Consider the following 20,144-nt stretch of genomic DNA (forward strand, 5'->3'; position numbering starts at 1 on the left):
GCGTTCACTAGCAATGCACCGGACCTTCCGATGTTCCGGGTTGGGGCCGCCGCTGTTTCAGTGTTCCGCCAGCCAGGCATCGAGCCGGTCCTGTTCGCGGCGCAGTGCGTCGATGTTGATCAGGCCACGCGCCATGGCGAGATAGATCGCCCGCGTCCGCGAGTTGAACACGGAAGCATCGCCGGCGCCGTCCTCCGCCGGCATGATGCCGAGCTTGTCATAGACATGCTTGATGCGGCTCTGCGCACCACGGATCGACAGGCCGCGACGTGCCGCGATCGCCCGGTCGGTGAGGCCGAGCGCGATGTCGATCAGGCTCTCATATTCGCCGTCGGTGATGCCCTCGAACTTGTCCTGCACGCGGTGCTGGATGCCGCGGATCTCGCGGTCGATGATGCAATGGCCATCGCGGAAAACGCCGCGCAAGGCGGACCGCATACCCTCCTCCGTCGCTGACTTCAACACATAGCCATAGACCGAGCCGGGCGGCACGATGCGCGCCACGCCGCGCACATAGGCTTCGTCGGCGAAATTCGACCAGAACAGGATGTGTGTGCCGGCGCGGCGGTTCCAGATCGCCTTGGCAACTTCGATTCCCGTCGCCTTCGGCATCTGCAAATCGAGCACGACATGCAATGGCTCGCGCTCAGTCGCCAGGTTGATGGCGTCCTCGCCGTCGCTCGCTTCGATCACCTCGACGTCGCCGGGCCACAGCTGCTCCACCGTTCGCCGCGCGAAGCTACGGTGCAGCCCGTCATTCTCGGCGATCATCACAAGCATCACATGGCCTCCGATACGGCGAACTCGCCAGGCACCGCTGCAGCCGCCGCCAGTTCTCGCGACGGCTGGCGGTCGATCTCGACGACGACACGGGTGCCGCCGTTCTTGCGGCCGGCCTGGCCGATGCGCAGCCGCGCCCCGATAAGGGCTGCCCGCGTGTGCATATGGCCGATGCCGCCATACGCGGCCGGATCGACAGCGCCGCAGCCCTGGCCGTCATCCGTCACGATCACCCGCAGCACGCTCGCGGTCGACGCCAGCAGCACGTCGATGCGGTGCGGCGCGGCGTGTCGAACGGCATTGTTGATCGCTTCCTGCACGATCCGGTAGAGCGCGGTGCGGACAGGCTCCGGCAAACTGTCGGCGCCGCCGTCGCTGGTGTCGGCGATGCGCACGGCGATCGGCGGCTTGGCCTTGCTGACACTGCGGTTGAGATGCGCTTCGACCGCATCGCGCAGGCCGAACAGTTCGAGCACGCTCGGCCGCATGGCGTCGACGATGTGGCGCAGTTCCGTCAGACAGCCGGCCACCTCCTGCTCGAGGTCGGCAAGCTGCGCGGCCCGCGCCACGCCCTGGCCGCGCAAGGCCGAAAGCTGGCGCGCGATGCGGGCGAGATCGGCAAGCGTCTGGTCGTGCAGGTCCATGGCCATGCGCCGGCGTTCGCGCTCCATGCCCTCGGTCAATTGCGAGGCGCCGACCCGCAGCAGTTCGACGCGGTTGCGCGCCTCGCTCTCGGCCAGCATGGCGCGGCGCGCCTCCTCGGTCTGGATCAGCGCGAAGATGTAGGGCGCGATCAGGTCGGCGCATTGCTGCGCGACCGCGACATCGGCAAGCGTGTAGCAGCCGATTTCGTGCCGACTGATATTGAGCGCGCCGATGACGCTACCGCGCGCCCTGAGCGGCACGATGATGCGGCTGCGCAGCTTGGCCGCGAAAATCGGCTCGTCGAAAGCGCCGGCAAAATGAAAACGGTCGTCGACAAGCGCGTTGTCCGACAACAGGTAAGGCGTCTTGCCCCACAACACGAAGCGAATCGGACTGCCTTCCACCGGATGCTGGGCGAGCTCGCTCCAGCTGGTGTGGAAACCGGCTTCGTAGCAGGCATGCATGCGCCCATCGTGAGACAGCACAGCCAGATCGATATGGTCGTGCGGAATGAGCGTGCCGATCTCGATGGCGGTCGCGCGGAACGCCGTGCCGGGATCGATATGGCCGGCAAGCGCCCGCGATATCGCCAGCAGCCGGTCGATCAGGACCAGGGACACTTCCGCCATTGCTTTCACGATCCTCCCGTGCCGCGAAATAGTGGACGCATGCCGCCGCCGCTGTCAACGACGGAGCCGTTGCCATAGGAATTTTTTCTTGACTCCCTGCCCTCAGCTATGATACATTTTTGCCTATGGTGCTGATTTGCGCCAGTGACCCGCCGCACAGGCGGGTTTTTCGTTTGATGCTCCGTCATCCAATGCGCGGGCAAAGGCTCCGACGAAACCCGTCAGCCCGAATTCGTTGCCCTGCCATTGGCCCGCCCGATCAACTTGCGGTGCAATGATTGTAAAGGGTTCGCGTCCTGGTCTAGGGAGGAGGCCAGGAGACCGAAACAGAATGCCAGTGACGCAAAACGTTGCTCCGGGCGCCCCGGGAATCCCGGCGCGCTGGACATCAAGCGCCAAGAGTGGCGTCGGAACGTCGCTTTCGCCGGCCGGCCGGATCTGGTTCACGATCAGTCACGGCATCCTCAACGAAATCTACTATCCGCGCGTCGACAGCGCCTGCACCCGCGACCTCGGTTTGATCGTCACCGGCCCTGGCGGCTATTTCTCGGAAGAGAAACGCGATGCCGCGCATACGATCGAACCGTTCGAGGACGGCGTGCCCGCCTACAGGTTGGTCAACACGGCTGATGACGGCGCCTGGCGGATCGAAAAGCGCATCCTCGCCGACCCGGCGCGCCCGGCGCTGCTGCAGGAAATCACCTTCACGGCGCTGAAAGGGGTGTCCGGTGACTACCGCGTCTACGCGCTTCTGGCGCCGCATCTGGTCAATGCCGGCATGGGCAACACCGCCTGGGTCGGTGAGCACGAAGGAAAGCCGGTGCTGTTCGCCTCGGGGCGCGGCTCTTGCCTGGCTCTGGCCTCGTCGCTGCCCTGGCGAACCGGTTCGGCCGGCTATGTCGGCTTTTCCGACGGTTGGCAGCAACTCCACAATACAGGTGAGCTCGATGCGGCATACCAGCGGGCCGAGGAGGGCAATGTCGCGCTGACGGGCGAGATCGGCTTTTCCGCCACCGAGACCAAGGCCTTGCTGGCGCTGGGATTTGGCTCGACGCCAGAGGAAGCGGCAGAACATGCTTTCGCCAGCCTGAAGCAGGGTTTTGAACCCGCGGCGAAATCCTACCTCCAGAACTGGCGCAATTGGCAAAAGGGCTTGCTGCCGCTGGACGACCGGCACGCGGTGCCCGGGATCAACTTCTATCGCGTCTCGACGGCGGTGCTGGCGACGCACCGGTCGATCGCGACGCCGGGCGCCGCGGTCGCCAGCCTGTCGATCCCGTGGGGCTTCAACAAGGGTGATGACGACCTCGGCGGCTACCATCTGGTCTGGCCGCGCGATCTGGTCGAGACGGCCGGCGGCTTTCTTGCTGCCGGCGATGCTGCCTCGGCCCTGCAAATCCTCGATTACCTCAGCTCCATCCAGCAGCCGGACGGCCATTGGCCGCAGAACGCCTGGCTCGACGGATCGGCCTATTGGCCCGGCATCCAGATGGACGAATGCGCCTTTCCGCTGCTGCTGGCCGATGCTTTGCGCCGCGCCGGCCATTTGCCCCGCGCCAGACTCATGACCTTCCTGCCGATGATCGAGAACGCCGCCGGCTATGTCGTGCGCAACGGGCCGGTCACCGGCGAGGACCGCTGGGAAGAGGACGCCGGCTACAGCCCGTTCACGCTGGCGGTCGAAATCGCCGCACTGCTTGCCGCGGCAGACCTGCTCGACGCCTGCGGCAAGACAGACGCCGCGACCTATCTGCGCGAGACATCGGACGTCTGGAACGACCAGGTCGAGCGCTGGACCTACGTCACCGGCACGGCGATCTGCAGTCAAGTCGGTGTCGACGGCTACTATGTCCGCATAGCGCCGCCCGACAGCGCCGAGGCCAGTTCACCGAAGGACGGTTTTGTGCCGATCAAGAACCGGCCGCCGGGCGATACCGACCGACCCGCCGAAGAGATCGTCAGCCCGGATGCACTGGCGCTGGTGCGCTTCGGCCTGCGGGCGGCCGACGACCCACGCATCGTCAACACGGTCAAGGTCATCGACGCGCAATTGCGCTGCGATCTGCCGCAAGGGCCGCTCTGGTATCGCTACAACAGCGACGGCTATGGCGAGCACGAAGACGGCGCACCTTTCGATGGCACCGGCCAGGGTCGCCCCTGGCCACTGCTGGCCGGCGAACGCGCCCACTATGAGCTGGCGGCGGGGCGCAAGGAAAAGGCGGCCAGCCTGCTGGCAGCGCTGGAAGGCTCGGCCGGATCGGGCGGCCTGTTGCCGGAGCAGGTCTGGGACGGCGCCGATCTGCCGGAACGCGAACTGCGCCACGGCCGCCCCTCGGGCAGCGCCATGCCGCTGGTCTGGGCGCATTCGGAGCATATCAAGCTGCTGCGCTCGTTGCGCGACGGCGCGGTCTTCGACATGCCGCCGCAAGGCGTCAAGCGCTATATCGAGGACAAGACCGTATCCCCGTTCAGAACCTGGCGGTTCAACAACAAGATCCGCACGGTCCCAGCCGGCAAGACGTTGCGCGTCGAAGTGTTGGACCCGGCTACAGTCCACTGGAGCACCGACAACTGGGCGACCGCCCACGACAGCCATACGGTAGAGAACGCCTTCGGCATCCATCTTGCGGATCTGCCCGCGGCAGGCCTCCCCGAGGGAAGCACGCTGACTTTCACTTTTTTCTGGCCCGGGACCGGCGATTGGGAGAATGTCGACTTCTCCGTCATATCGGGCGACCAAGATGGCCAGTAGATCATAGCCAGTAGACCTTCCCTCGATAAACCCCGCAAATCTCCAAGCAAAACAGGGACGAAACCATGCAGATCGGAATGATGGGACTGGGCCGGATGGGCGCCAACATGGTCCGGCGCCTGATGCGCGACGGCCACGAATGCGTCGTCTACGATATCAACCCGGCCAGCGTCGCGGCCCTGGTGACCGACGGCGCGTCAGGGGCGGCCTCGCTGGAAGAATTCGTCGGCAAGCTGGCCAAGCCGCGCTGCGTGTGGCTGATGCTGCCGGCCGCGATCACCGGCAGGATTATCGACCAGGTGGCGGCCTTGATGGAGCCCGGCGACATCGTCATCGACGGCGGCAATTCCTATTACCACGACGCCGTCGACCAGGCGGCGAAACTGGCCGGCAAGGGTATCCATCTTGTCGATGTCGGCACCAGTGGCGGCGTCTGGGGCCTGGACCGTGGCTACTGCCTGATGATTGGCGGCCCCGACGTGGCGGTGCAGCACCTCGATTCGATCTTCGCCACGCTGGCGCCGGGCGCCGATGCCGGCTCCAATCCGCCCAGGGATGCCGGCAGCGCACCCTTCGGCTATCTGCATTGCGGACCGAGCGGTGCCGGCCACTTCGTCAAGATGGTGCACAACGGCATCGAATATGGCGTCATGGCCGCCTATGCCGAAGGCATGAACATCCTGAAGTCGGCCAATGCCGGCAAGCGGCAACGGACGGCGGACGCCGAGACCAGTCCGCTGGAAAACCCGCAATACTACCAGTTCGACATCGACCTTCCCCAGGTTGCCGAGGTCTGGCGGCATGGCAGCGTTATCGGCTCCTGGCTGCTCGACCTGACGGCCGGCGCCTTGAAAAGCGATCCGGGCCTGGTGAATTTCGGCGGCCGCGTCTCGGATTCCGGCGAAGGCCGCTGGACGCTGAAGGCGGCTATCGACACCGGCGTGCCGGCTCCGGTGCTGTCCTCGGCGCTGTTCGACCGCTTCTCCTCGCAGGGCGAATCCGAATTCGCCGATAAGCTGCTCTCCGCCATGCGCTATGCCTTTGGCGGCCATGTCGAGAAGCCGAAGGCCGGCAAGTGACGACACGGGGGGAGACACGCGCATGAGCCAGGAACGGTCCGACACGCTGGTGCTCTTCGGGGCCACCGGCGACCTCGCCCACAAGAAGATATTTCCAGCCCTTTACCAGATGGTCGCCAAGGGCACGCTCACCGAGCCGGTGATCGGCGTCGCCTTCGACGCCTGGGACCTCAAGCAGTTGCAGGCGCGCGCCCGCGACGGCATCGTCAATGCGCTCGGCAAGATCGACGAGAAAGCGTTCGCCAAGTTCGCTTCGCTGCTGCGCTACGTCAGCGGCGACTACCGCGATGGAGCGACGTTCGAGAAACTGAAAAACGCCCTCGGCACCGCGCAGCGGCCGCTGCACTACATGGCGGTGCCGCCGACCATGTTCGAGACCGTCGTCCAGGGGCTGGAGCAATCAGGCACCGCGCATGGCGCGCGGCTGATGGTGGAAAAGCCCTTCGGTCACGATCTGCAATCGGCGCGCTGGCTGAACCGCGTCCTGCATCTGGTGTTCGACGAACAGTCGATCTTCCGTATCGACCATTATCTGGGCAAGGAAGCGATTCAGAACCTGCTCTATTTCCGCTTCGCCAATTCCTTCCTGGAGCCGATCTGGAACCGCAATTTCGTCGAGAGCGTGCAGATCACCATGGCCGAGGATTTCGGCGTCGAGGGACGTGGCCGCTTCTATGACGATGTCGGCTGCATCAGGGATGTCATCGAGAACCATCTGCTCAACATCCTGTTGCTGCTTGCCATGGAGCCGCCTGTCGGCCGGTCCGCCGACGATCTGATCGATGAGAAGGTGCAAGTGCTGCGCGCGATCAGGACGCTGACCAAAGACGATGTCGTGCGTGGCCAGTTCACCGGCTATCTCGCCGAACCGGGCGTGGCGCCGAACTCGCCGGTCGAGACCTTCGCGGCGGTGCGTTTCTTCGTCGACACCTGGCGCTGGCAGGACGTGCCGTTTTTCATCCGCGCCGGCAAGAACATGCCGGTGCACGTTACCGAAGTGGTGGTGCGGCTGAAGCGGCCGCCGCTCGATGTCTTCGACCCGATCAAGCCCGCCGACCAGAACTACGTCCGCTTCCGCATCGACCCACAGGTGGTGATCGCCATCGGAGCACAGCGCAAGGCGCCGGGCGACGACATGATCGGCGAGCAGGTCGAACTGACGGCGCTCGACGATTCAAAGGGCGACATGCCGCCCTATGAGCGTTTGATCGGCGACGCCATGAACGGCAACGGTCAGCTCTTCACCCGCCAGGATGCCAGCGAGCTGGCCTGGCGCATCGTCGGTCCTGTGCTTGGCGACACCACGCCGCCGCACCTCTACGAGCCGCTCACATGGGGACCCGCGGACGTCATGGCCGGGTTCGGGCCGCCCAATGGCTGGATCGATCCGGTGAAGTGAGAGGACCACACGATGGCCAAGGCAGTGAAGCAACCAGCATCGGGCACCGAGAAGCCGGATACTGAAAAGATCGTGCTGACGATCGACATCGGCGGCTCGCACGTCAAGATCCTCACCAGTGCCGGCGGCGAGGAGCGCCGCGCCGACTCCGGACCGGGCCTGACACCGCAGCAGATGATCGACGCGGTGAAGAAGCTCGCCGAAGGCCTGTCCTATGACGTCGTCTCGATGGGCTATCCCGGCCCGGTCAACCACAACAGGCCGCTCGCCGACCCCGCCAATCTCGGCAAGGGCTGGGCTGGATTCGACTTCGCGGCTGCGTTCGGCAAACCGGTGAAAGTGGTCAATGACGCGCTGATGCAGGCCATCGGCAGCTACGAGGGCGGGCGCATGCTGTTCCTCGGGCTCGGCACCGGTCTCGGTGCGGCGATGATTGCCGACAACGTCGCCCAACCGATGGAACTCGCGCATCTGCCCTACAGGAAGGGCAGGAGTTTCGAGGATTATGTCGGCGAACGCGGCCTGGAAAAGCGCGGCAAGAAGAAATGGCGCAAATACGTCTTCGACGTCGTCGACCGGCTCCGTGCCGCCATGCAGCCGGACTATGTCGTGATTGGCGGCGGCAACGTCGACAAGCTCGATGAATTGCCCGCCGACTCCAGGCGCGGCGACAACACACGCGCCTTCGAAGGCGGGTTTCGTTTGTGGCGCGACAAGGCGCTGATAGTCTGATACTGTTATTGTCTAATATAGTTGTTCAAAATAACGTGCGACCTGACATCAAGTCGTTGCAATACGCAGATTTGCCGACTAGGAATTCCGCGCTACAACAACGCCATTCGTCCCGTGGACGCACGAAGGACGCCATAGCATTTTGATTTCGCGCATGATCCTTTCCGGAAGTCGAAACCGATTTTCAGGTCATTCGCTGTAGACGGAGAAATAGAGTGACCGACGATAGCAACAGTGCCCGTAAAGACATCGATCTGCTCGAGCTGACCGCCCACATCGTGTCCGCTTACGTCGAGAAGAACCGCCTGCCCGCCTCCGGCCTGGCCGACCTCATCGCAAGCGTCGCCACCTCGATCGGTGGGCTCGGCAAGCCTGCGGTCCCGGTGGCTGCCCCGCTGGTCCCGGCGGTCAACCCCAAGAAGTCGGTGACGCCCGATTTCATCATTTGCCTCGAGGACGGCAAGAAGTTCAAATCGCTGAAGCGTCACCTGGGCGTGCATTTCGGCCTGACGCCGGACGCCTATCGCGCCAAATGGGGCTTGCCGTCGGATTATCCAATGGTCGCTCCCAACTACGCGGCCTCGCGTTCACTGCTGGCGAAGTCGATCGGCCTCGGCCGCAAGGCCGCCCCCGTGAAGGCGCCCGCCAAGGGCAGGAAGGCGAAGGCCTCGGCCTGATCATTCGTTCCTGAGCCAACAGTTAGGACGACTGGAACAGAAGCCTGCCGGCGAATCCGCCTTGGCAGGCTTCCTGTTTTTGTGGCTTGGATGGACCGGGCAAGGTCTTTGGGGGAAGCCATGAACTACACCAGGATGGTGATCGAGAAAGAAGCGCCGGAAGAATACGGCTACGACCGTATCCGCTACAATCTTTCGGAAAGTTCGATCGCCGATCAGAAGCTCTCCGACATCGGCCTGTCGCTGCCTGACCTCACGCTTTTCTATGGCGAGCATCGCGGCGACAAGCAGTTGCGTGCATTGATATCGGCGCAGGATGCCGGCATTTCGCCGGATGATGTCCTGGTCACCGCCGGAGCCGCGGGCGCGCTGTTCATCATCTCGACCTCGCTCTTGTCGGCCAATGACCATCTCGTCGTCATCAGGCCCAACTACGCCACCAACATCGAAACCCCAAGGGCGATCGGCTGCGCCATCAGCTTTGTCGACCTGGCCTTCGAGGAAGGCTTCGCCATCGATGTCGAACGCGTCAAGGCGGCGCTGCGGCCGGACACGAAGCTGATCAGCGTCACCTGCCCGCACAACCCGACCGGCACGATGATGAGCCGAGCCGAGCTCGATGCGCTGGTGGCGCTTGCCGAGGCTCGCGGCTGCCATCTGCTCGTCGACGAGACCTATCGCGATCTCTCCTACGGCCGGCGCCTGCCGACGGCTGCCTCACTGAGCCCGAAGGCGATCAGCGTCTCGTCCTTGTCCAAGGCCTTCGGCATTCCCGGCATCCGCATCGGCTGGCTGATCACTGGGGATACGGTGCTTCAAGAGAAATTCCTCGCCGCCAAGGAGCAGATCGGCATTTGCGGCAGCGTCATAGACGAAGGCATTGCGCGCGGCATGCTCGAACGCCGGGACGCCTTCCTGGCGACATTGCTGCCCGAAATGGCCAAGCGCCGCGACATCGTCCAGGCCTGGATCGACCGCGAACCGCTGGTTGACTGGATCAGGCCCGAAGGCGGTGTCGTCGGCTTCCCGCGCCTCAATGTCGAACCCGGCTTCGACCTCGACCGGTTCTATGTGAACCTGCTGGAAAACCATGGCACCTATGTCGGACCCGGCCACTGGTTCGAGATGGAGAAGCGCTTCTTCCGCGTCGGCTTTGGCTGGCCGACGGAAGCCGAATTGCGCAGCGGCCTCGACGCCATCTCCGCCGCGCTGCAGCAGTAACTACCGCGTGACGGCGATGGAACGGGCTGAAAATTCCTTGATCCAGCACTGATTTTGACGCATATCCGCTGCGAACTGAGCTAGAAGTTCCGCCAGCCGGACCAGCGCCCACCGTGGAAGTGCCCCGCCAGCTGATGCCATTGCAACGGGGCCTCTAAATCATGACAGCAGAACAGATATCGCCGGACCAGCGCTATGCCGCGTTCCGCCATCGCTCCTTCCTGAGCTATTGGGCGGCGCGTTTCCTCACTACATTCGCCACCATGATCGTGTCTGTCGCGGTCGGCTGGCAGATCTATGATTTGACGCGTGATCCCTTCGATCTCGGCATTGTCGGCATCGTCCAGTTCCTGCCGTCGCTGCTCCTGGTGCTGGTCACCGGCGTCGTCGCCGATCGCTTCGGCCGCCGGCTGATCATGGCACTGGCGACGGTAGTCGAAGCCGGCTGTGCCCTTGTTCTCCTGTACTTCACGCTGCGTGGCCTCGTCAGCCCGCTGCCAATCTTCGTTGTGCTGGCGCTGTTCGGCATGGCGCGCGCCTTTTACGGACCGGCCTCGTCGTCGCTATTCGCGAATCTGGTACCGCCGGAGGATTTCGGCAACGCGATTGCCTGGAACTCATCCGCCTGGCAGACGGCGACTATCGTCGGCCCGGTTGCCGGCGGCCTTCTCTACGGAGTCTCGGCCGAGATCGCATATGCCGTCGCCGCTGTGTTGATGCTTGTGGCCGGCCTGCTGATCTTCACCATCCCCAAGCCCGCGCAGCAGGGCACCACCGACAAGCCGACGATGGAAACGCTGTTTGCCGGCTTTCGCTACATCTGGAGCGAGAAGATCGTGCTCGGCGCCATCTCACTCGACCTCTTTGCCGTGCTCCTCTCCGGTGCGTCGGCGCTGCTGCCGGTCTATGCCCGCGACATTCTGGAACTCGGCCCATGGGGCCTCGGTCTGCTGCGCTCGGCGCCCGGCATCGGTGCCATCTGCGTCGCGGTCTGGCTTGCCGGCCACCCGCTGCGGGACAATGCCGGCAAGATCATGCTCGGTTTCGTCGCCGCGTTTGGCGCCTTCACGGTGCTGTTCGGTCTGTCGACCATCACCTGGCTGTCGATCGTCGCCCTCGCTGGCCTCGGCGCCACCGACATGTTCAGCGTCTACATCAGGGAAACGCTGATCCAGCTGTGGACACCCGACGAGGTGCGCGGCCGCGTCAACGCCGTCAACCAGGTCTTTGTCGGCGCCTCCAACGAGGTCGGCGAATTCCGCGCCGGCACGATGGCCGCGCTGATCGGCACGGTGCCGGCCGTGGTGATCGGCGGCATCGGCGCCATCGCCGTTGCGGGCCTGTGGGCTTACCTCTTCCCGCAATTGCGAAAAGTTCGCCACCTCAACGGGCGAAACTGATCTTCCCACGGTTGACAGCCGACATGCCTCGCCCATGCCACAGGAGCTCTCATGATCACTTGCTACCTGAAATATGTCATTGACCCCTACAAGCTTGCCGAATTCGAAGACTATGGCCGTCGCTGGATAGCTCTGGTCAATCGCCTCGGCGGAAACCATCACGGCTATTTCCTTCCAAGCGAGGGGGCGAGCAATATCGCTTTTGCCATGTTCAGCTTCCCGAGCCTCGCCGACTACGAGGTCTATCGTAAGCGTATGGCTGCCGACCCTGAATGCCAGGAAGTGTTTGAAATGGAAAAACGCAATCGCAGCATTCTCAGCTACGAGCGCAGCTTCCTGCGGCCGGTGCTCGAACCTTGATGCATGTCGCCTAGAAGTGGCCCCGGTTTTGGGAGACCGACATGCATAAAGACAAAGACCTAAAGCGCGGCGCCTGAATCCGTTCAAACGCGACGCGCTTTAGCTATCTGCTCGGCTTGCCGAAAATCATCCGCAGGAACTCGTCCAGCCAGCGCTTGAGATGCATGTCCCAGATCAGCCTGCCGCCGAGATGATCGCGGCCGGGCTGTGCGCCCGGCAATTCGAAGCGATGCGCGCCGCGCACCACCCAGCGCTGCATCATCACCCTGGTCAGTTCGCCATGGAACTGGATGCCCCAGGCATTGTCGCCGTAGCGGAAGGCCTGGTTGGGATAGGTCTCGGCCGTCGCCAGCAGCGTCGCGTCCCTGGGCAGCGAGAAACCCTCGCGGTGGAACTGATAGACCATCTCCGGCCAGTGCATCAGTTGCTTGCCGGCTTCGGTCGCTTTCAGGGGATACCAGCCAACCTCGACCAGCCCTTCGCCGTGTCCTTCGACCTTGCCGCCGAGATAGTTGACCAGCATCTGTGCGCCGAGACAGATGCCGAGACATGGCCGGTTCTCCCTCAGCGGTATTTCCAGCCAGTTGGTCTCGCGGCGAACGAACTCGTCCTCGTCATTGGCGCTCATCGGACCGCCGAACACCACCGTGCCGGCGTGGCCGTCCAGTGTTTCGGGCAAGGCGTCGCCAAGTGGCGGCCGGCGGATATCGAGGTCGAACCCTTCTTCCAGCAACATGTGGCCGACACGCCCCGGGCTCGAACTCTCCTGATGCAGCACGATCAGTATCTTTGGCTTCGAACTCGTTTGGCGCGGCATGGGAAGGCGAAGATCCTATTCGTCGCTCGATGTTCCGGTGGCGCCGGGCGCGTGCGCCGCCGCCTTGCGGCGCGCCTCGACGCGATCATGGCGTTCGACGCCGATCAGCTCGGCGACGCGCCAGACGGTATTGTCCTCGAGCTCGTGCAACTCGCCGTCGGCATAGACGATTTCCCACATCAGGCCGATGAAGGCCTTGCGCGCATCGGCATCGAGATGCCGCTTCAGGACACTGGTGAAGGCATAGAGATCGATCGCCTCATTGTCGGCCCGCTCGCCGGCGGCGGCAAGCGCCTCAAGTTCCGTGCCGCTGATCGAATAGCTCTCCGCCAGCACCGCCTTGAACCGCTCCCACTCGACATCCTGGCGCACGCCATCGGCATTCATCACATGGTAGAGCAGCGCCGAGGCGGCGATGCGCGGATCGTCCGTGCTGGCACGAGTGCCGGCGCCGGCCGGCAAATCCCTGAGAAACGACAGAACGCGTTCAAACATAGATCCATACCCCAACGGCCTGACGGCCTGCCCAACTCAAAACAACCGAAACCGGCGCGGCGATTTCTCCGCTTCCTCGTCCGGATCGACGCCGGGATCGTCCGGCAACCGCGCAAGCTCCTCGGCCGGATCGACGCCTTCGGCATCGCTCGGCACTGCGGCGAAGGCCGCTGCCGTGATCGGCCTGACATGATCTTCTTCGCGACTTTCAGCTTGCTTGCCCGCCGACGTCTCGCCACCGGCGTCATCGATCATCTCGGCCGGCCTTTTTTCGCTCGTCGGCTTTGGCAATGCTTCGATGACCGGCGCCGCATCGGCTGGCATATCATCATGGCTGTCGATCAACTGGCCAAGACGCTCCATCGGCGCACGCCACTCGAAGGCGTCGAGCCGGCCGGTGATCGGCGACACCGGCGCCCAGCGTTCCGACACCACGCCGTCTGCGACCCAGGCCGGATCGCGCGGCGCCCGCACCGCCCTGGACAGCAGCTGCCGCACCTTGCCCTGATCGCCGGTTTCAGCCTCCTCGATGTCTGCGAGCAGCAGATAGGCGCCCTCGCGGCGGTCCATCCGGATCGCCGCCTCGGCCTCGCGGCGGGCGGTCGAGAAATCCTGTGCGTCGAGCGCGGCGCGCGCCACCGTCATCGACGATTCGGCGTGGTTCTTCTTCATTTCCTGCAGCTTCTTCGCCCGGTTGAGGCGGTCGAGCACGGCGTCGCCCGGCCTTGCATGGGTATAAAGCTCGGCGACCTCCGGATGCGGCTCGGCCTTCCAGGCTGCCTCGAGTATCTTCGAGCCCTTGCGCACATCGTTCTGCTTGAACAATGCGGCCGCGGCGGCAACGGCGGCGGGCGCGAAGTCCGGCCGCAGCTTGTTGGCCTCGATCGCCGCCGTCCTGGCAGCGGCGGGGTCGCTGTCGGCAAGCGCCTGCGCCTTGGCGGTCAGCAGCACGGCGCGGCGGCGGTTGGCGGCATCGCGCTCGATCTGCCGTGTCGATTTCTGCGCGTCGACCAGTTTCAGGGCGCCGTCCCAGTCGCCGCGCGCGGTCAGCTCTTCCAGCGTCGATTCCGCCGCCCAGGCCAGCTGCGGCGCCATCACCGCGGCGCGGCCGGCATAATGCCTGGCGGCGTTGCGGTCGCCGAGCCGTTCGGCTTCCAGATAAAGCCCGCGCAAGCCCAGCAGCCGCATCTCGGGATCGTCGAGCATGCTCTCGAATTTCTGTCGCGCGCCTTCATGATCGCCTTCGAGCAGCGACGCCTGCGCTTCCAGCAGGTGGATCAGCGGCTCCTGGTCGGAACGGATCAGCTTGGCGGCTTCCTTGGTCTTCTTGCGGGCCAGCGCGCCATCACCGGCGCCGGCGGCAATCATGCCGGTCGACAGCGCCTGATAGCCACGATCGCGGCGGCGGACACGGAAATAGCGCGAGATGGTGTAGGGGCTGTTCCACAGCGACTTGAGCAGCCACCACAGGATCATCACCGCGGCGACCACGGCAACGACGGCCACCGCCGCCACCATCAGGCTGACCTGGTATTGATAGCCGTTAAAAGTGACGACCATGTCGCCCGGCCGGTCGGCCAGCCAGGCAAAGCCCAGCCCGAGCGCGAAAACGACGATGAGGAAGGCGAGCAGGCGGATCATTGTGTTGCCCTCATGCCTTCATCGCGCCCGAAATCAGCGCATCAACCTGGGTTTCGACCTCGATGCGTGCCTTCAGCTTGCCGGCAAAGTCCGCGCCAGCGGCCTTGGCGGCCTCGGGCAGCGTTTCATACTCGCTGAGTGCCTTCGCGTAGTCGCCCTGGTTGACCGCCGCCTCCATGCGCGCGACGGTTTCCGGTGCGCCGGCGCCTTCGACGGCGCCGATCGGCCTGACCTTGACCAGCGATTCGGCGCTCGACATCAGATTCTGCAGGAAGCCGGCATTCTCATCGACGGGCGTCGCGGCAGTGACCATGGCATTGGCGGCGGCATCAGCCTGCGATGCGATCTCGGCGCGGGTCGGAACGCCCTTTTCAGCATAGGGGCGCAGTGCCGCAAGCTGCGGCGCATCGGGCGAAATCGCCGCGAGGGTTTCGAGTTCGGCCGAAAACGGCCCGCCACGCTCGAGCGCCGCCTTCAAGGCCGACGCCGCGATGGCAAGCGCGACCTTCGGCTGCCCCGCCGCCGCCTCGACCTTGCCGGACAGCTGCGACACAGACTGCTCCAGCGCTGTCAGCCGGCCCTCCTGCGCCGTCGTAGCCTCGCCGGCCGACTTCACCAGCGCGTCGAGGCCAGCCAGTTTCTCGTTGAGCGGACCGAGATCGACCGGCGCCGAGCTGCCGGCCTTGCCGAGGGCGGCGACCGCCGTCTCGATCTGCGCGACCTTGTCGCCCAGTGCGGCGACCCCGGCCGCGTCGCCTGCTCCACCTTTCTCGACAGCCGATTTCAGCGCCGCCACATCGGCCTTGACCTGTTCAAGGCCCGAGGACAGGCCGACCATCTTGGCCGCTCCATCACCGTTGACGCCGGCGTCCTTCAAACCGGCGATTTCGGTCTTCAGCGAGGCGATGTCGCCGTTGACGCCATCGAGCGAGACGCCGGCACCGGAACCCGGCGCGCCAAGCAGACCGGCAAATTGCAGCCCGCCGGCGCCGACCAGCGCGATGACGCCGCCGATGATGCCGGCGGCGACGCCGTTGAGGCCGCCGCGCTTTTCAGGGGGTGGCGCCATTTTCTCGTCCCGTGTCTCGGGTTTCGCCTTGTTGCCGTCGGTCTGCGTGCGCTTCGCCAATGCGTCCTCGAAACTGTAGTCGTAGGCTTTGGTCTTGCCGGCCGGCGCATCGGACGATCCGGGACCGTGGGACGATCCGGGCTCGTCGGACGATCCGGGATAGGGGATCTCGGCCTCGCTAGCGGGCTTTGTCGCCGCTGCCGGCGGCTGCTCCGGTTCGGCCCGGGCGTCGGTATGCTCCCAGGGCTCGAGATCGGTCTGGTCGGCATGAACCGGCTCTTCGGGAACCTCGGGTTGCGAAGCGTTCGCTGCTTCCTCGGCCTTCGCCTCGTCTGTCCGGGCCTCCTGCGTGGCGGCGTCCTCGTCGGCGATGCGTGAGACGGCGCCCGGCTCGAGATCGATGGTCACCGGCTCGCGGCGGCTTTTCGAGTGTCGCATCTTCGGCGTCTTGACCATGCCTGGGCTCCGCACAATTCGCTTCGTCTCAACGCCTGGCGGCGCATGATGGTTCAGAAAGGGTCTAGCACATCACCAAGCGGTGAAAAGGGGCGGTGTGATGACGCGGCTCAGCGCGGCGCCTGCAAAAGCGCCAGCAGTGCCTCCTCGTCGGGCTGCGCGGCGATGCGGATTCTTTCGCTGGCGACACCGTCGAAGGCTGCCGCGATGCGCGTGGAAAGCGCAAAAACCCACGTTTTTTCGAAGAGACCGCGCAGAGCGGGCTGTCTTGCCAAGGTCTGCATCGCCGCCGCCGCCTTGGCTGAATAGAGCAACACCGCGTCGGCAGGTTGCCCCGACAGGCGTTCGAGGATGACTTCGTCCGAATACCCCACTGCCAGCGTGTCATAGGTCTCGACGGCCTGGACCCGAACGCCCGCCGTCCCGAGCCTCTGTTCGAACGCCGGAAAACGCACGCGTCCGCAGAGGTAGACAATCGTCTTTCCAGAAAAATCGACGGCGAGACTGTCGGCCAGCGCCTCCGCATCGCCCGGGCCTTCACTGACCGACAAAAACCCCGCTCGACGCGCCGCTTGCGCCGTCCTTTTGCCGACCGCATGACAAGGCAAGGCGGCGAGCGTCGCGATGATTTCTTCCGGCGCATGACGCATGGCATTGGCGCTGGTGACGGCCACCGCGACGGCATCGTCCGGGATCAGTCCGGCGGCGGCAGGCAACGCCTTTGTTTCGGTCAGGGGTAAAAGAACCGGCTGAAAACCTGCCTCCTCAAGCCGATGCGCCGTGCGCGAAGCACCTGGTTCCGGCCTGGTCACCAGGACGCGAAGCATTTCAGAGCCAGCCGTCGAAGAACTTTTCGCCGGCCTTGGCGCGCACACTCCGGGCCGCTTCACCGCCAATGCGGGCGGCGTCTTGCGCCGGCCCCTGCAGCTCGACCGTGTGCGACTGCGTGCCGTCGGGCGAGATGATCAGCCCGGCGAATGACAGTTTTCCGGCCTCGATCGCCGCATAGCCGGCGATCGGCGTGCGGCAGGAGCCATCGAGCGCCGCCAGGAAGGCACGCTCGCAGGCCAGCGCCTGGCCGGTCGGCACATCATGGACGGCTGCCAGCATTTTTTCGACATCGCGGTCGCCGATACGGGTTTCGATACCGATCGCACCTTGCCCCGGCGCCGGCGGGAAGACATCGAGCGGTATCAGATCGGTGACGACATGCTCGAGCCCAAGCCGCTTCAGCCCGGCATAGGCCAGGATCGTGCCCGCGGCGACGCCTTCTTCGAGTTTGCGCAGCCGCGTCTGCACATTGCCGCGGAACATCACCACGTCGAGATCCGGCCGCATCCGGCGGATCAGCGCTTGCCGCCGCAGCGACGACGACCCGACTTTCGCCCCGCGCGGCAGTTCGGCGATCGTCTTCGCCGCCTTGCCGACAAAGGCGTCGCGTGCATCCTCGCGCGGCAGGAAGGCCGAGAGTTCGAGACCGTCGGGCAGTTGCGTCGGCATGTCCTTCGACGAATGCACGGCGATATCGATCCGGCCCGCCAGCAGCGCCTCCTCGATCTCCTTGGTGAACAGGCCCTTGCCGCCAGCTTCCGACAGCGGCCGGTCCTGGATGCGGTCGCCGCTGGTCGAGATGACGACCACCTCGAACGCCTCCGCCGGCATGCCATGCGCGGCCATCAGCCGCGCCTGCGCTTCATGCGCCTGTGCCAGCGCCAGCGGGCTGCCGCGTGTTCCGATTCTCAAGATTGTTTGCATGGCGCGCAGTCCGTGATAACCCCCCGGCAAGCGAGGCTTTTCCGGGGTTCTCCTAACGGGGAAAGCCCCATGATACAATCTTTAGGGACAGCGACGAATTGATCCGCGTGCTGGGCATAGAGACGAGTTGTGACGAGACCGCCGCCAGCGTGGTGGCCATCGACGGCGACGCCGCGCCAAAAATCCTGTCCAACATCGTGCTCAGCCAGATCGAGGAGCATGCCGCGTTCGGCGGCGTCGTGCCGGAAATCGCCGCGCGTGCCCATGTCGAGGCGCTGGACGGCATCATCGAGGCGGCGCTTGCCGATTCGGGCACAGCACTCGCCGATATCGACGCGATTGCCGCCACCGCCGGTCCCGGCCTGGTCGGCGGGCTGATCGTCGGGCTGATGACGGCCAAGGCGATTGCCGCTGCGGCGAACAAGCCGCTGATCGCCATCAACCACCTCGAAGGCCATGCCCTGACCGCAAGGCTGACCGACGGGCTCGACTTTCCCTATCTCTTGCTGCTGGTCTCCGGCGGCCATACGCAAATCGTCGCCGTGCGCGGCGTCGGCGATTACCAGCGCTGGGCAACGACCATCGACGACGCGCTCGGCGAAGCCTTCGACAAGACGGCCAAGATGCTTGGCCTGCCCTATCCCGGCGGGCCGAATGTCGAGAAAGCGGCACAGGCCGGCAGTGCCTCGCGCTTTGCCTTTCCGCGCCCGATGAAGGGCTCGGCGCAGCCCGACTTCTCCTTCTCCGGCCTCAAGACCGCCGTGCGCCAGGCGGCGAGCGCCATTGCGCCGCTGAGCGACCAGGACGTCGCCGACATCTGCGCTTCGTTCCAGGCAGCGGTGGCCGATGCGCTGGCCGACCGCGTCTCCCGCGCGCTGACGCGCTTTCGCGAGACATTTCCCGGCACGAAAAACCCGGCCCTCGTCGTTGCCGGTGGTGTCGCCGCCAACCGCACGATCAAGATCATGCTGGAGCGGCTCTGTGCCGAGACCGGCTTCACCTTCATTGCACCACCGCTGAAGCTCTGCACCGACAATGCGGCGATGATCGCCTGGGCCGGTGTCGAGCGGCTGCGCGCCGGCATGGAGCATGAGAACGGCTTCGATTTCGTGCCGCGCTCGCGCTGGCCGCTGGATAGCATCTCGGCGCCAATGGTCGGCTCCGGCCGGCGCGGAGCCAAGGCATGAACGAGCGGGCAATGAGCGGCAACGACACCGCGCCGACCGGCTGGCGCGTTGCCGTGGTCGGCGGCGGGGCCTGGGGCACTGCCTTGGCCTTGGCCATGCTGCGCGCCGGGCATTTCGTTCGCCTTTACGCGCGCGACCCGGAGACCGTCGCCGCGATCGACCGTGGCGAAAATCCACGCTACCTGCCGGGCATTACGCTCCAGCCCGGCATCGTGGCGACGAGCAACATTCAGGCCGCGCTCGACGGTGCCGACTGCGTGCTGGCGGTGACGCCGGCCCAGTCGCTGCGGACTACACTGGCGGCAGCGAAGGACCATATGCCGGCCGGTGTCCCGCTGGTTCTGTGTGCCAAGGGCATCGAAAGCGAGACCGGCGCCTTGCTGTCGGCGATCGTCGAAGAAATCCTGCCGCTAAATCCCGTTGCCGCTCTGTCGGGTCCGAGCTTCGCCACCGACGTCGCCCGCGGCCTGCCGACGGCCGTTGTGGTCGCTGCCCGCGACGAGGCATTGGCCGCCGATCTCGCCGCCCGCTTTTCCGCCGAAAACCTGCGCTGCTATTCGAACGACGACCTGATCGGCGTCGAGATCGGCGGCGCCTTGAAGAACGTCTTCGCCATTGCCGCAGGTGCTGTCACTGGCGCGGGTCTCGGTGCCAGCGCCCAGGCTGCCATGGTGACGCGCGGCTTTGTCGAATTGCGCCGCATCGGCGCTGCCTTCGGCGCCAGGCCCGAAACGCTGATGGGGCTTTCCGGCCTTGGCGACCTGCTGCTGACCTGCTCGTCCACCCAGTCGCGCAATTTCGCCTATGGCCTGGCGCTCGGCCAAGGCAGGCCGCTTGCCGGATTGCCGCTGGCCGAAGGCGTGCCGACGGCGGCGATCGCTGCCCGCATCGCCACCGAGCGCAACATCGACGCGCCGATCATTGCCGCCGTCGCCGCCATACTGGAGGGTGCCATCACCGTCCGGCAGGCTGTGACGGCCTTGATGACCCGGCCGCTGAAGACCGAAACCAACGATTGATCCCCACGACTTTGAACGATCAGGAGAAAAA

General features: G+C 65.1%; 18 protein-coding genes. 10 read left to right on the top strand and 8 right to left on the bottom strand.

The window, feature by feature from the left end:
- Positions 1-57 precede the first annotated feature (57 nt).
- Both NKJ67_RS15740 and NKJ67_RS15745 read right to left on the bottom strand, forming a co-directional pair.
- Positions 58-780 carry a response regulator transcription factor gene (locus NKJ67_RS15740; protein WP_127412272.1) on the bottom strand — a complete coding sequence of 241 codons (723 nt, stop codon included), beginning with the start codon at positions 778-780 and terminating at the stop codon, positions 58-60.
- Entirely contained in the window at positions 780-2,054 is a 1,275-nt protein-coding gene (locus NKJ67_RS15745; protein WP_352581891.1) for a GAF domain-containing sensor histidine kinase, read from the bottom strand. The genes NKJ67_RS15740 and NKJ67_RS15745 overlap by 1 nt, the downstream gene beginning before the upstream one ends.
- Before the next feature lie 331 nt (positions 2,055-2,385).
- On the opposite strand from NKJ67_RS15745, the gene NKJ67_RS15750 reads away from it, so the two are divergent.
- The 8 genes from NKJ67_RS15750 to NKJ67_RS15785 all read left to right on the top strand — a co-directional run bounded on the left by NKJ67_RS15750 (position 2,386) and on the right by NKJ67_RS15785 (position 11,674).
- The gene (locus NKJ67_RS15750; RefSeq protein ID WP_352581892.1) at positions 2,386-4,806 is read left to right on the top strand and encodes a glucan 1,4-alpha-glucosidase; all 2,421 of its coding nucleotides are present in this window, start codon (positions 2,386-2,388) and stop codon (positions 4,804-4,806) included.
- Positions 4,807-4,871: 65 nt separating this feature from the next.
- Positions 4,872-5,885 carry a phosphogluconate dehydrogenase (NAD(+)-dependent, decarboxylating) gene (gene gnd / locus NKJ67_RS15755; protein ID WP_352581893.1) on the top strand — a complete coding sequence of 338 codons (1,014 nt, stop codon included), beginning with the start codon at positions 4,872-4,874 and terminating at the stop codon, positions 5,883-5,885.
- A 22-nt stretch (positions 5,886-5,907) separates the two neighbouring features.
- A complete protein-coding gene (gene zwf / locus NKJ67_RS15760) occupies positions 5,908-7,284 on the top strand; it encodes a glucose-6-phosphate dehydrogenase (protein WP_352581894.1) in 1,377 nt (458 codons plus the stop codon).
- 12 nt (positions 7,285-7,296) lie between these two features.
- Complete coding sequence (locus tag NKJ67_RS15765) at positions 7,297-8,016, top strand: ROK family protein (protein ID WP_352581895.1); 720 nt, start codon at positions 7,297-7,299, stop codon at positions 8,014-8,016.
- Between the two features lie 215 nt (positions 8,017-8,231).
- The gene (locus NKJ67_RS15770) at positions 8,232-8,693 is read left to right on the top strand and encodes a Ros/MucR family transcriptional regulator (protein ID WP_352581896.1); all 462 of its coding nucleotides are present in this window, start codon (positions 8,232-8,234) and stop codon (positions 8,691-8,693) included.
- A gap of 120 nt (positions 8,694-8,813) precedes the next feature.
- Positions 8,814-9,914 carry a pyridoxal phosphate-dependent aminotransferase gene (locus NKJ67_RS15775; RefSeq protein ID WP_352581897.1) on the top strand — a complete coding sequence of 367 codons (1,101 nt, stop codon included), beginning with the start codon at positions 8,814-8,816 and terminating at the stop codon, positions 9,912-9,914.
- Positions 9,915-10,075: 161 nt separating this feature from the next.
- A complete protein-coding gene (locus NKJ67_RS15780; protein ID WP_027037385.1) occupies positions 10,076-11,314 on the top strand; it encodes an MFS transporter in 1,239 nt (412 codons plus the stop codon).
- A gap of 51 nt (positions 11,315-11,365) precedes the next feature.
- The gene (locus tag NKJ67_RS15785; protein WP_027037386.1) at positions 11,366-11,674 is read left to right on the top strand and encodes an NIPSNAP family protein; all 309 of its coding nucleotides are present in this window, start codon (positions 11,366-11,368) and stop codon (positions 11,672-11,674) included.
- 103 nt (positions 11,675-11,777) lie between these two features.
- Here NKJ67_RS15785 and NKJ67_RS15790 read toward each other — a convergent pair whose 3' ends face one another.
- The 6 genes from NKJ67_RS15790 to hemC form a co-directional block, all read right to left on the bottom strand.
- Positions 11,778-12,491, bottom strand: coding sequence for a glutamine amidotransferase (locus NKJ67_RS15790; RefSeq protein ID WP_127268698.1), 714 nt, complete (start codon positions 12,489-12,491; stop codon positions 11,778-11,780).
- 15 nt (positions 12,492-12,506) lie between these two features.
- On the bottom strand, positions 12,507-12,986 hold the full coding sequence (locus NKJ67_RS15795) for a tellurite resistance TerB family protein (protein WP_127268697.1): 480 nt from the start codon (positions 12,984-12,986) through the stop codon (positions 12,507-12,509).
- Positions 12,987-13,022: 36 nt separating this feature from the next.
- On the bottom strand, positions 13,023-14,627 hold the full coding sequence (locus NKJ67_RS15800; protein WP_352581898.1) for a heme biosynthesis protein HemY: 1,605 nt from the start codon (positions 14,625-14,627) through the stop codon (positions 13,023-13,025).
- Positions 14,628-14,637: 10 nt separating this feature from the next.
- The gene (locus NKJ67_RS15805) at positions 14,638-16,152 is read right to left on the bottom strand and encodes a COG4223 family protein (protein WP_352581899.1); all 1,515 of its coding nucleotides are present in this window, start codon (positions 16,150-16,152) and stop codon (positions 14,638-14,640) included.
- A gap of 110 nt (positions 16,153-16,262) precedes the next feature.
- Positions 16,263-16,979, bottom strand: a complete 717-nt coding sequence (locus NKJ67_RS15810; protein ID WP_352581900.1) for a uroporphyrinogen-III synthase — start codon at positions 16,977-16,979, stop codon at positions 16,263-16,265.
- 1 nt (position 16,980) lies between these two features.
- A complete protein-coding gene (gene hemC, locus NKJ67_RS15815) occupies positions 16,981-17,907 on the bottom strand; it encodes a hydroxymethylbilane synthase (protein WP_127397168.1) in 927 nt (308 codons plus the stop codon).
- Positions 17,908-18,008: 101 nt separating this feature from the next.
- Between hemC and tsaD the strand changes: the two genes are divergently transcribed.
- Together tsaD and NKJ67_RS15825 are read left to right on the top strand one after the other, a co-directional pair.
- Complete coding sequence (gene tsaD, locus NKJ67_RS15820) at positions 18,009-19,094, top strand: tRNA (adenosine(37)-N6)-threonylcarbamoyltransferase complex transferase subunit TsaD (protein WP_352581979.1); 1,086 nt, start codon at positions 18,009-18,011, stop codon at positions 19,092-19,094.
- Positions 19,091-20,113, top strand: coding sequence for an NAD(P)H-dependent glycerol-3-phosphate dehydrogenase (locus tag NKJ67_RS15825; protein ID WP_352581901.1), 1,023 nt, complete (start codon positions 19,091-19,093; stop codon positions 20,111-20,113). The genes tsaD and NKJ67_RS15825 overlap by 4 nt, the downstream gene beginning before the upstream one ends.
- Positions 20,114-20,144 lie beyond the last annotated feature (31 nt).

The organism is Mesorhizobium sp. M0088 (assembly GCF_040322895.1).
In the GTDB taxonomy this organism is placed as follows: domain Bacteria; phylum Pseudomonadota; class Alphaproteobacteria; order Rhizobiales; family Rhizobiaceae; genus Mesorhizobium.

Coding starts and splice junctions, on each gene's coding strand:
- NKJ67_RS15825 (WP_352581901.1), top strand. CDS start 19,091: ATGAACGAGCGGGCAATGAGCGGCAACGACACCGCGCCGACCGGCTGG.
- zwf (WP_352581894.1), top strand. CDS start 5,908: ATGAGCCAGGAACGGTCCGACACGCTGGTGCTCTTCGGGGCCACCGGC.
- gnd (WP_352581893.1), top strand. CDS start 4,872: ATGCAGATCGGAATGATGGGACTGGGCCGGATGGGCGCCAACATGGTC.
- hemC (WP_127397168.1), bottom strand. CDS start 17,907: ATGCAAACAATCTTGAGAATCGGAACACGCGGCAGCCCGCTGGCGCTG.
- NKJ67_RS15750 (WP_352581892.1), top strand. CDS start 2,386: ATGCCAGTGACGCAAAACGTTGCTCCGGGCGCCCCGGGAATCCCGGCG.
- NKJ67_RS15810 (WP_352581900.1), bottom strand. CDS start 16,979: ATGCTTCGCGTCCTGGTGACCAGGCCGGAACCAGGTGCTTCGCGCACG.
- NKJ67_RS15745 (WP_352581891.1), bottom strand. CDS start 2,054: ATGGCGGAAGTGTCCCTGGTCCTGATCGACCGGCTGCTGGCGATATCG.
- NKJ67_RS15800 (WP_352581898.1), bottom strand. CDS start 14,627: ATGATCCGCCTGCTCGCCTTCCTCATCGTCGTTTTCGCGCTCGGGCTG.
- NKJ67_RS15780 (WP_027037385.1), top strand. CDS start 10,076: ATGACAGCAGAACAGATATCGCCGGACCAGCGCTATGCCGCGTTCCGC.
- NKJ67_RS15740 (WP_127412272.1), bottom strand. CDS start 780: ATGCTTGTGATGATCGCCGAGAATGACGGGCTGCACCGTAGCTTCGCG.
- NKJ67_RS15790 (WP_127268698.1), bottom strand. CDS start 12,491: ATGCCGCGCCAAACGAGTTCGAAGCCAAAGATACTGATCGTGCTGCAT.
- NKJ67_RS15785 (WP_027037386.1), top strand. CDS start 11,366: ATGATCACTTGCTACCTGAAATATGTCATTGACCCCTACAAGCTTGCC.
- NKJ67_RS15765 (WP_352581895.1), top strand. CDS start 7,297: ATGGCCAAGGCAGTGAAGCAACCAGCATCGGGCACCGAGAAGCCGGAT.
- NKJ67_RS15775 (WP_352581897.1), top strand. CDS start 8,814: ATGAACTACACCAGGATGGTGATCGAGAAAGAAGCGCCGGAAGAATAC.
- NKJ67_RS15795 (WP_127268697.1), bottom strand. CDS start 12,986: ATGTTTGAACGCGTTCTGTCGTTTCTCAGGGATTTGCCGGCCGGCGCC.
- NKJ67_RS15805 (WP_352581899.1), bottom strand. CDS start 16,152: ATGGTCAAGACGCCGAAGATGCGACACTCGAAAAGCCGCCGCGAGCCG.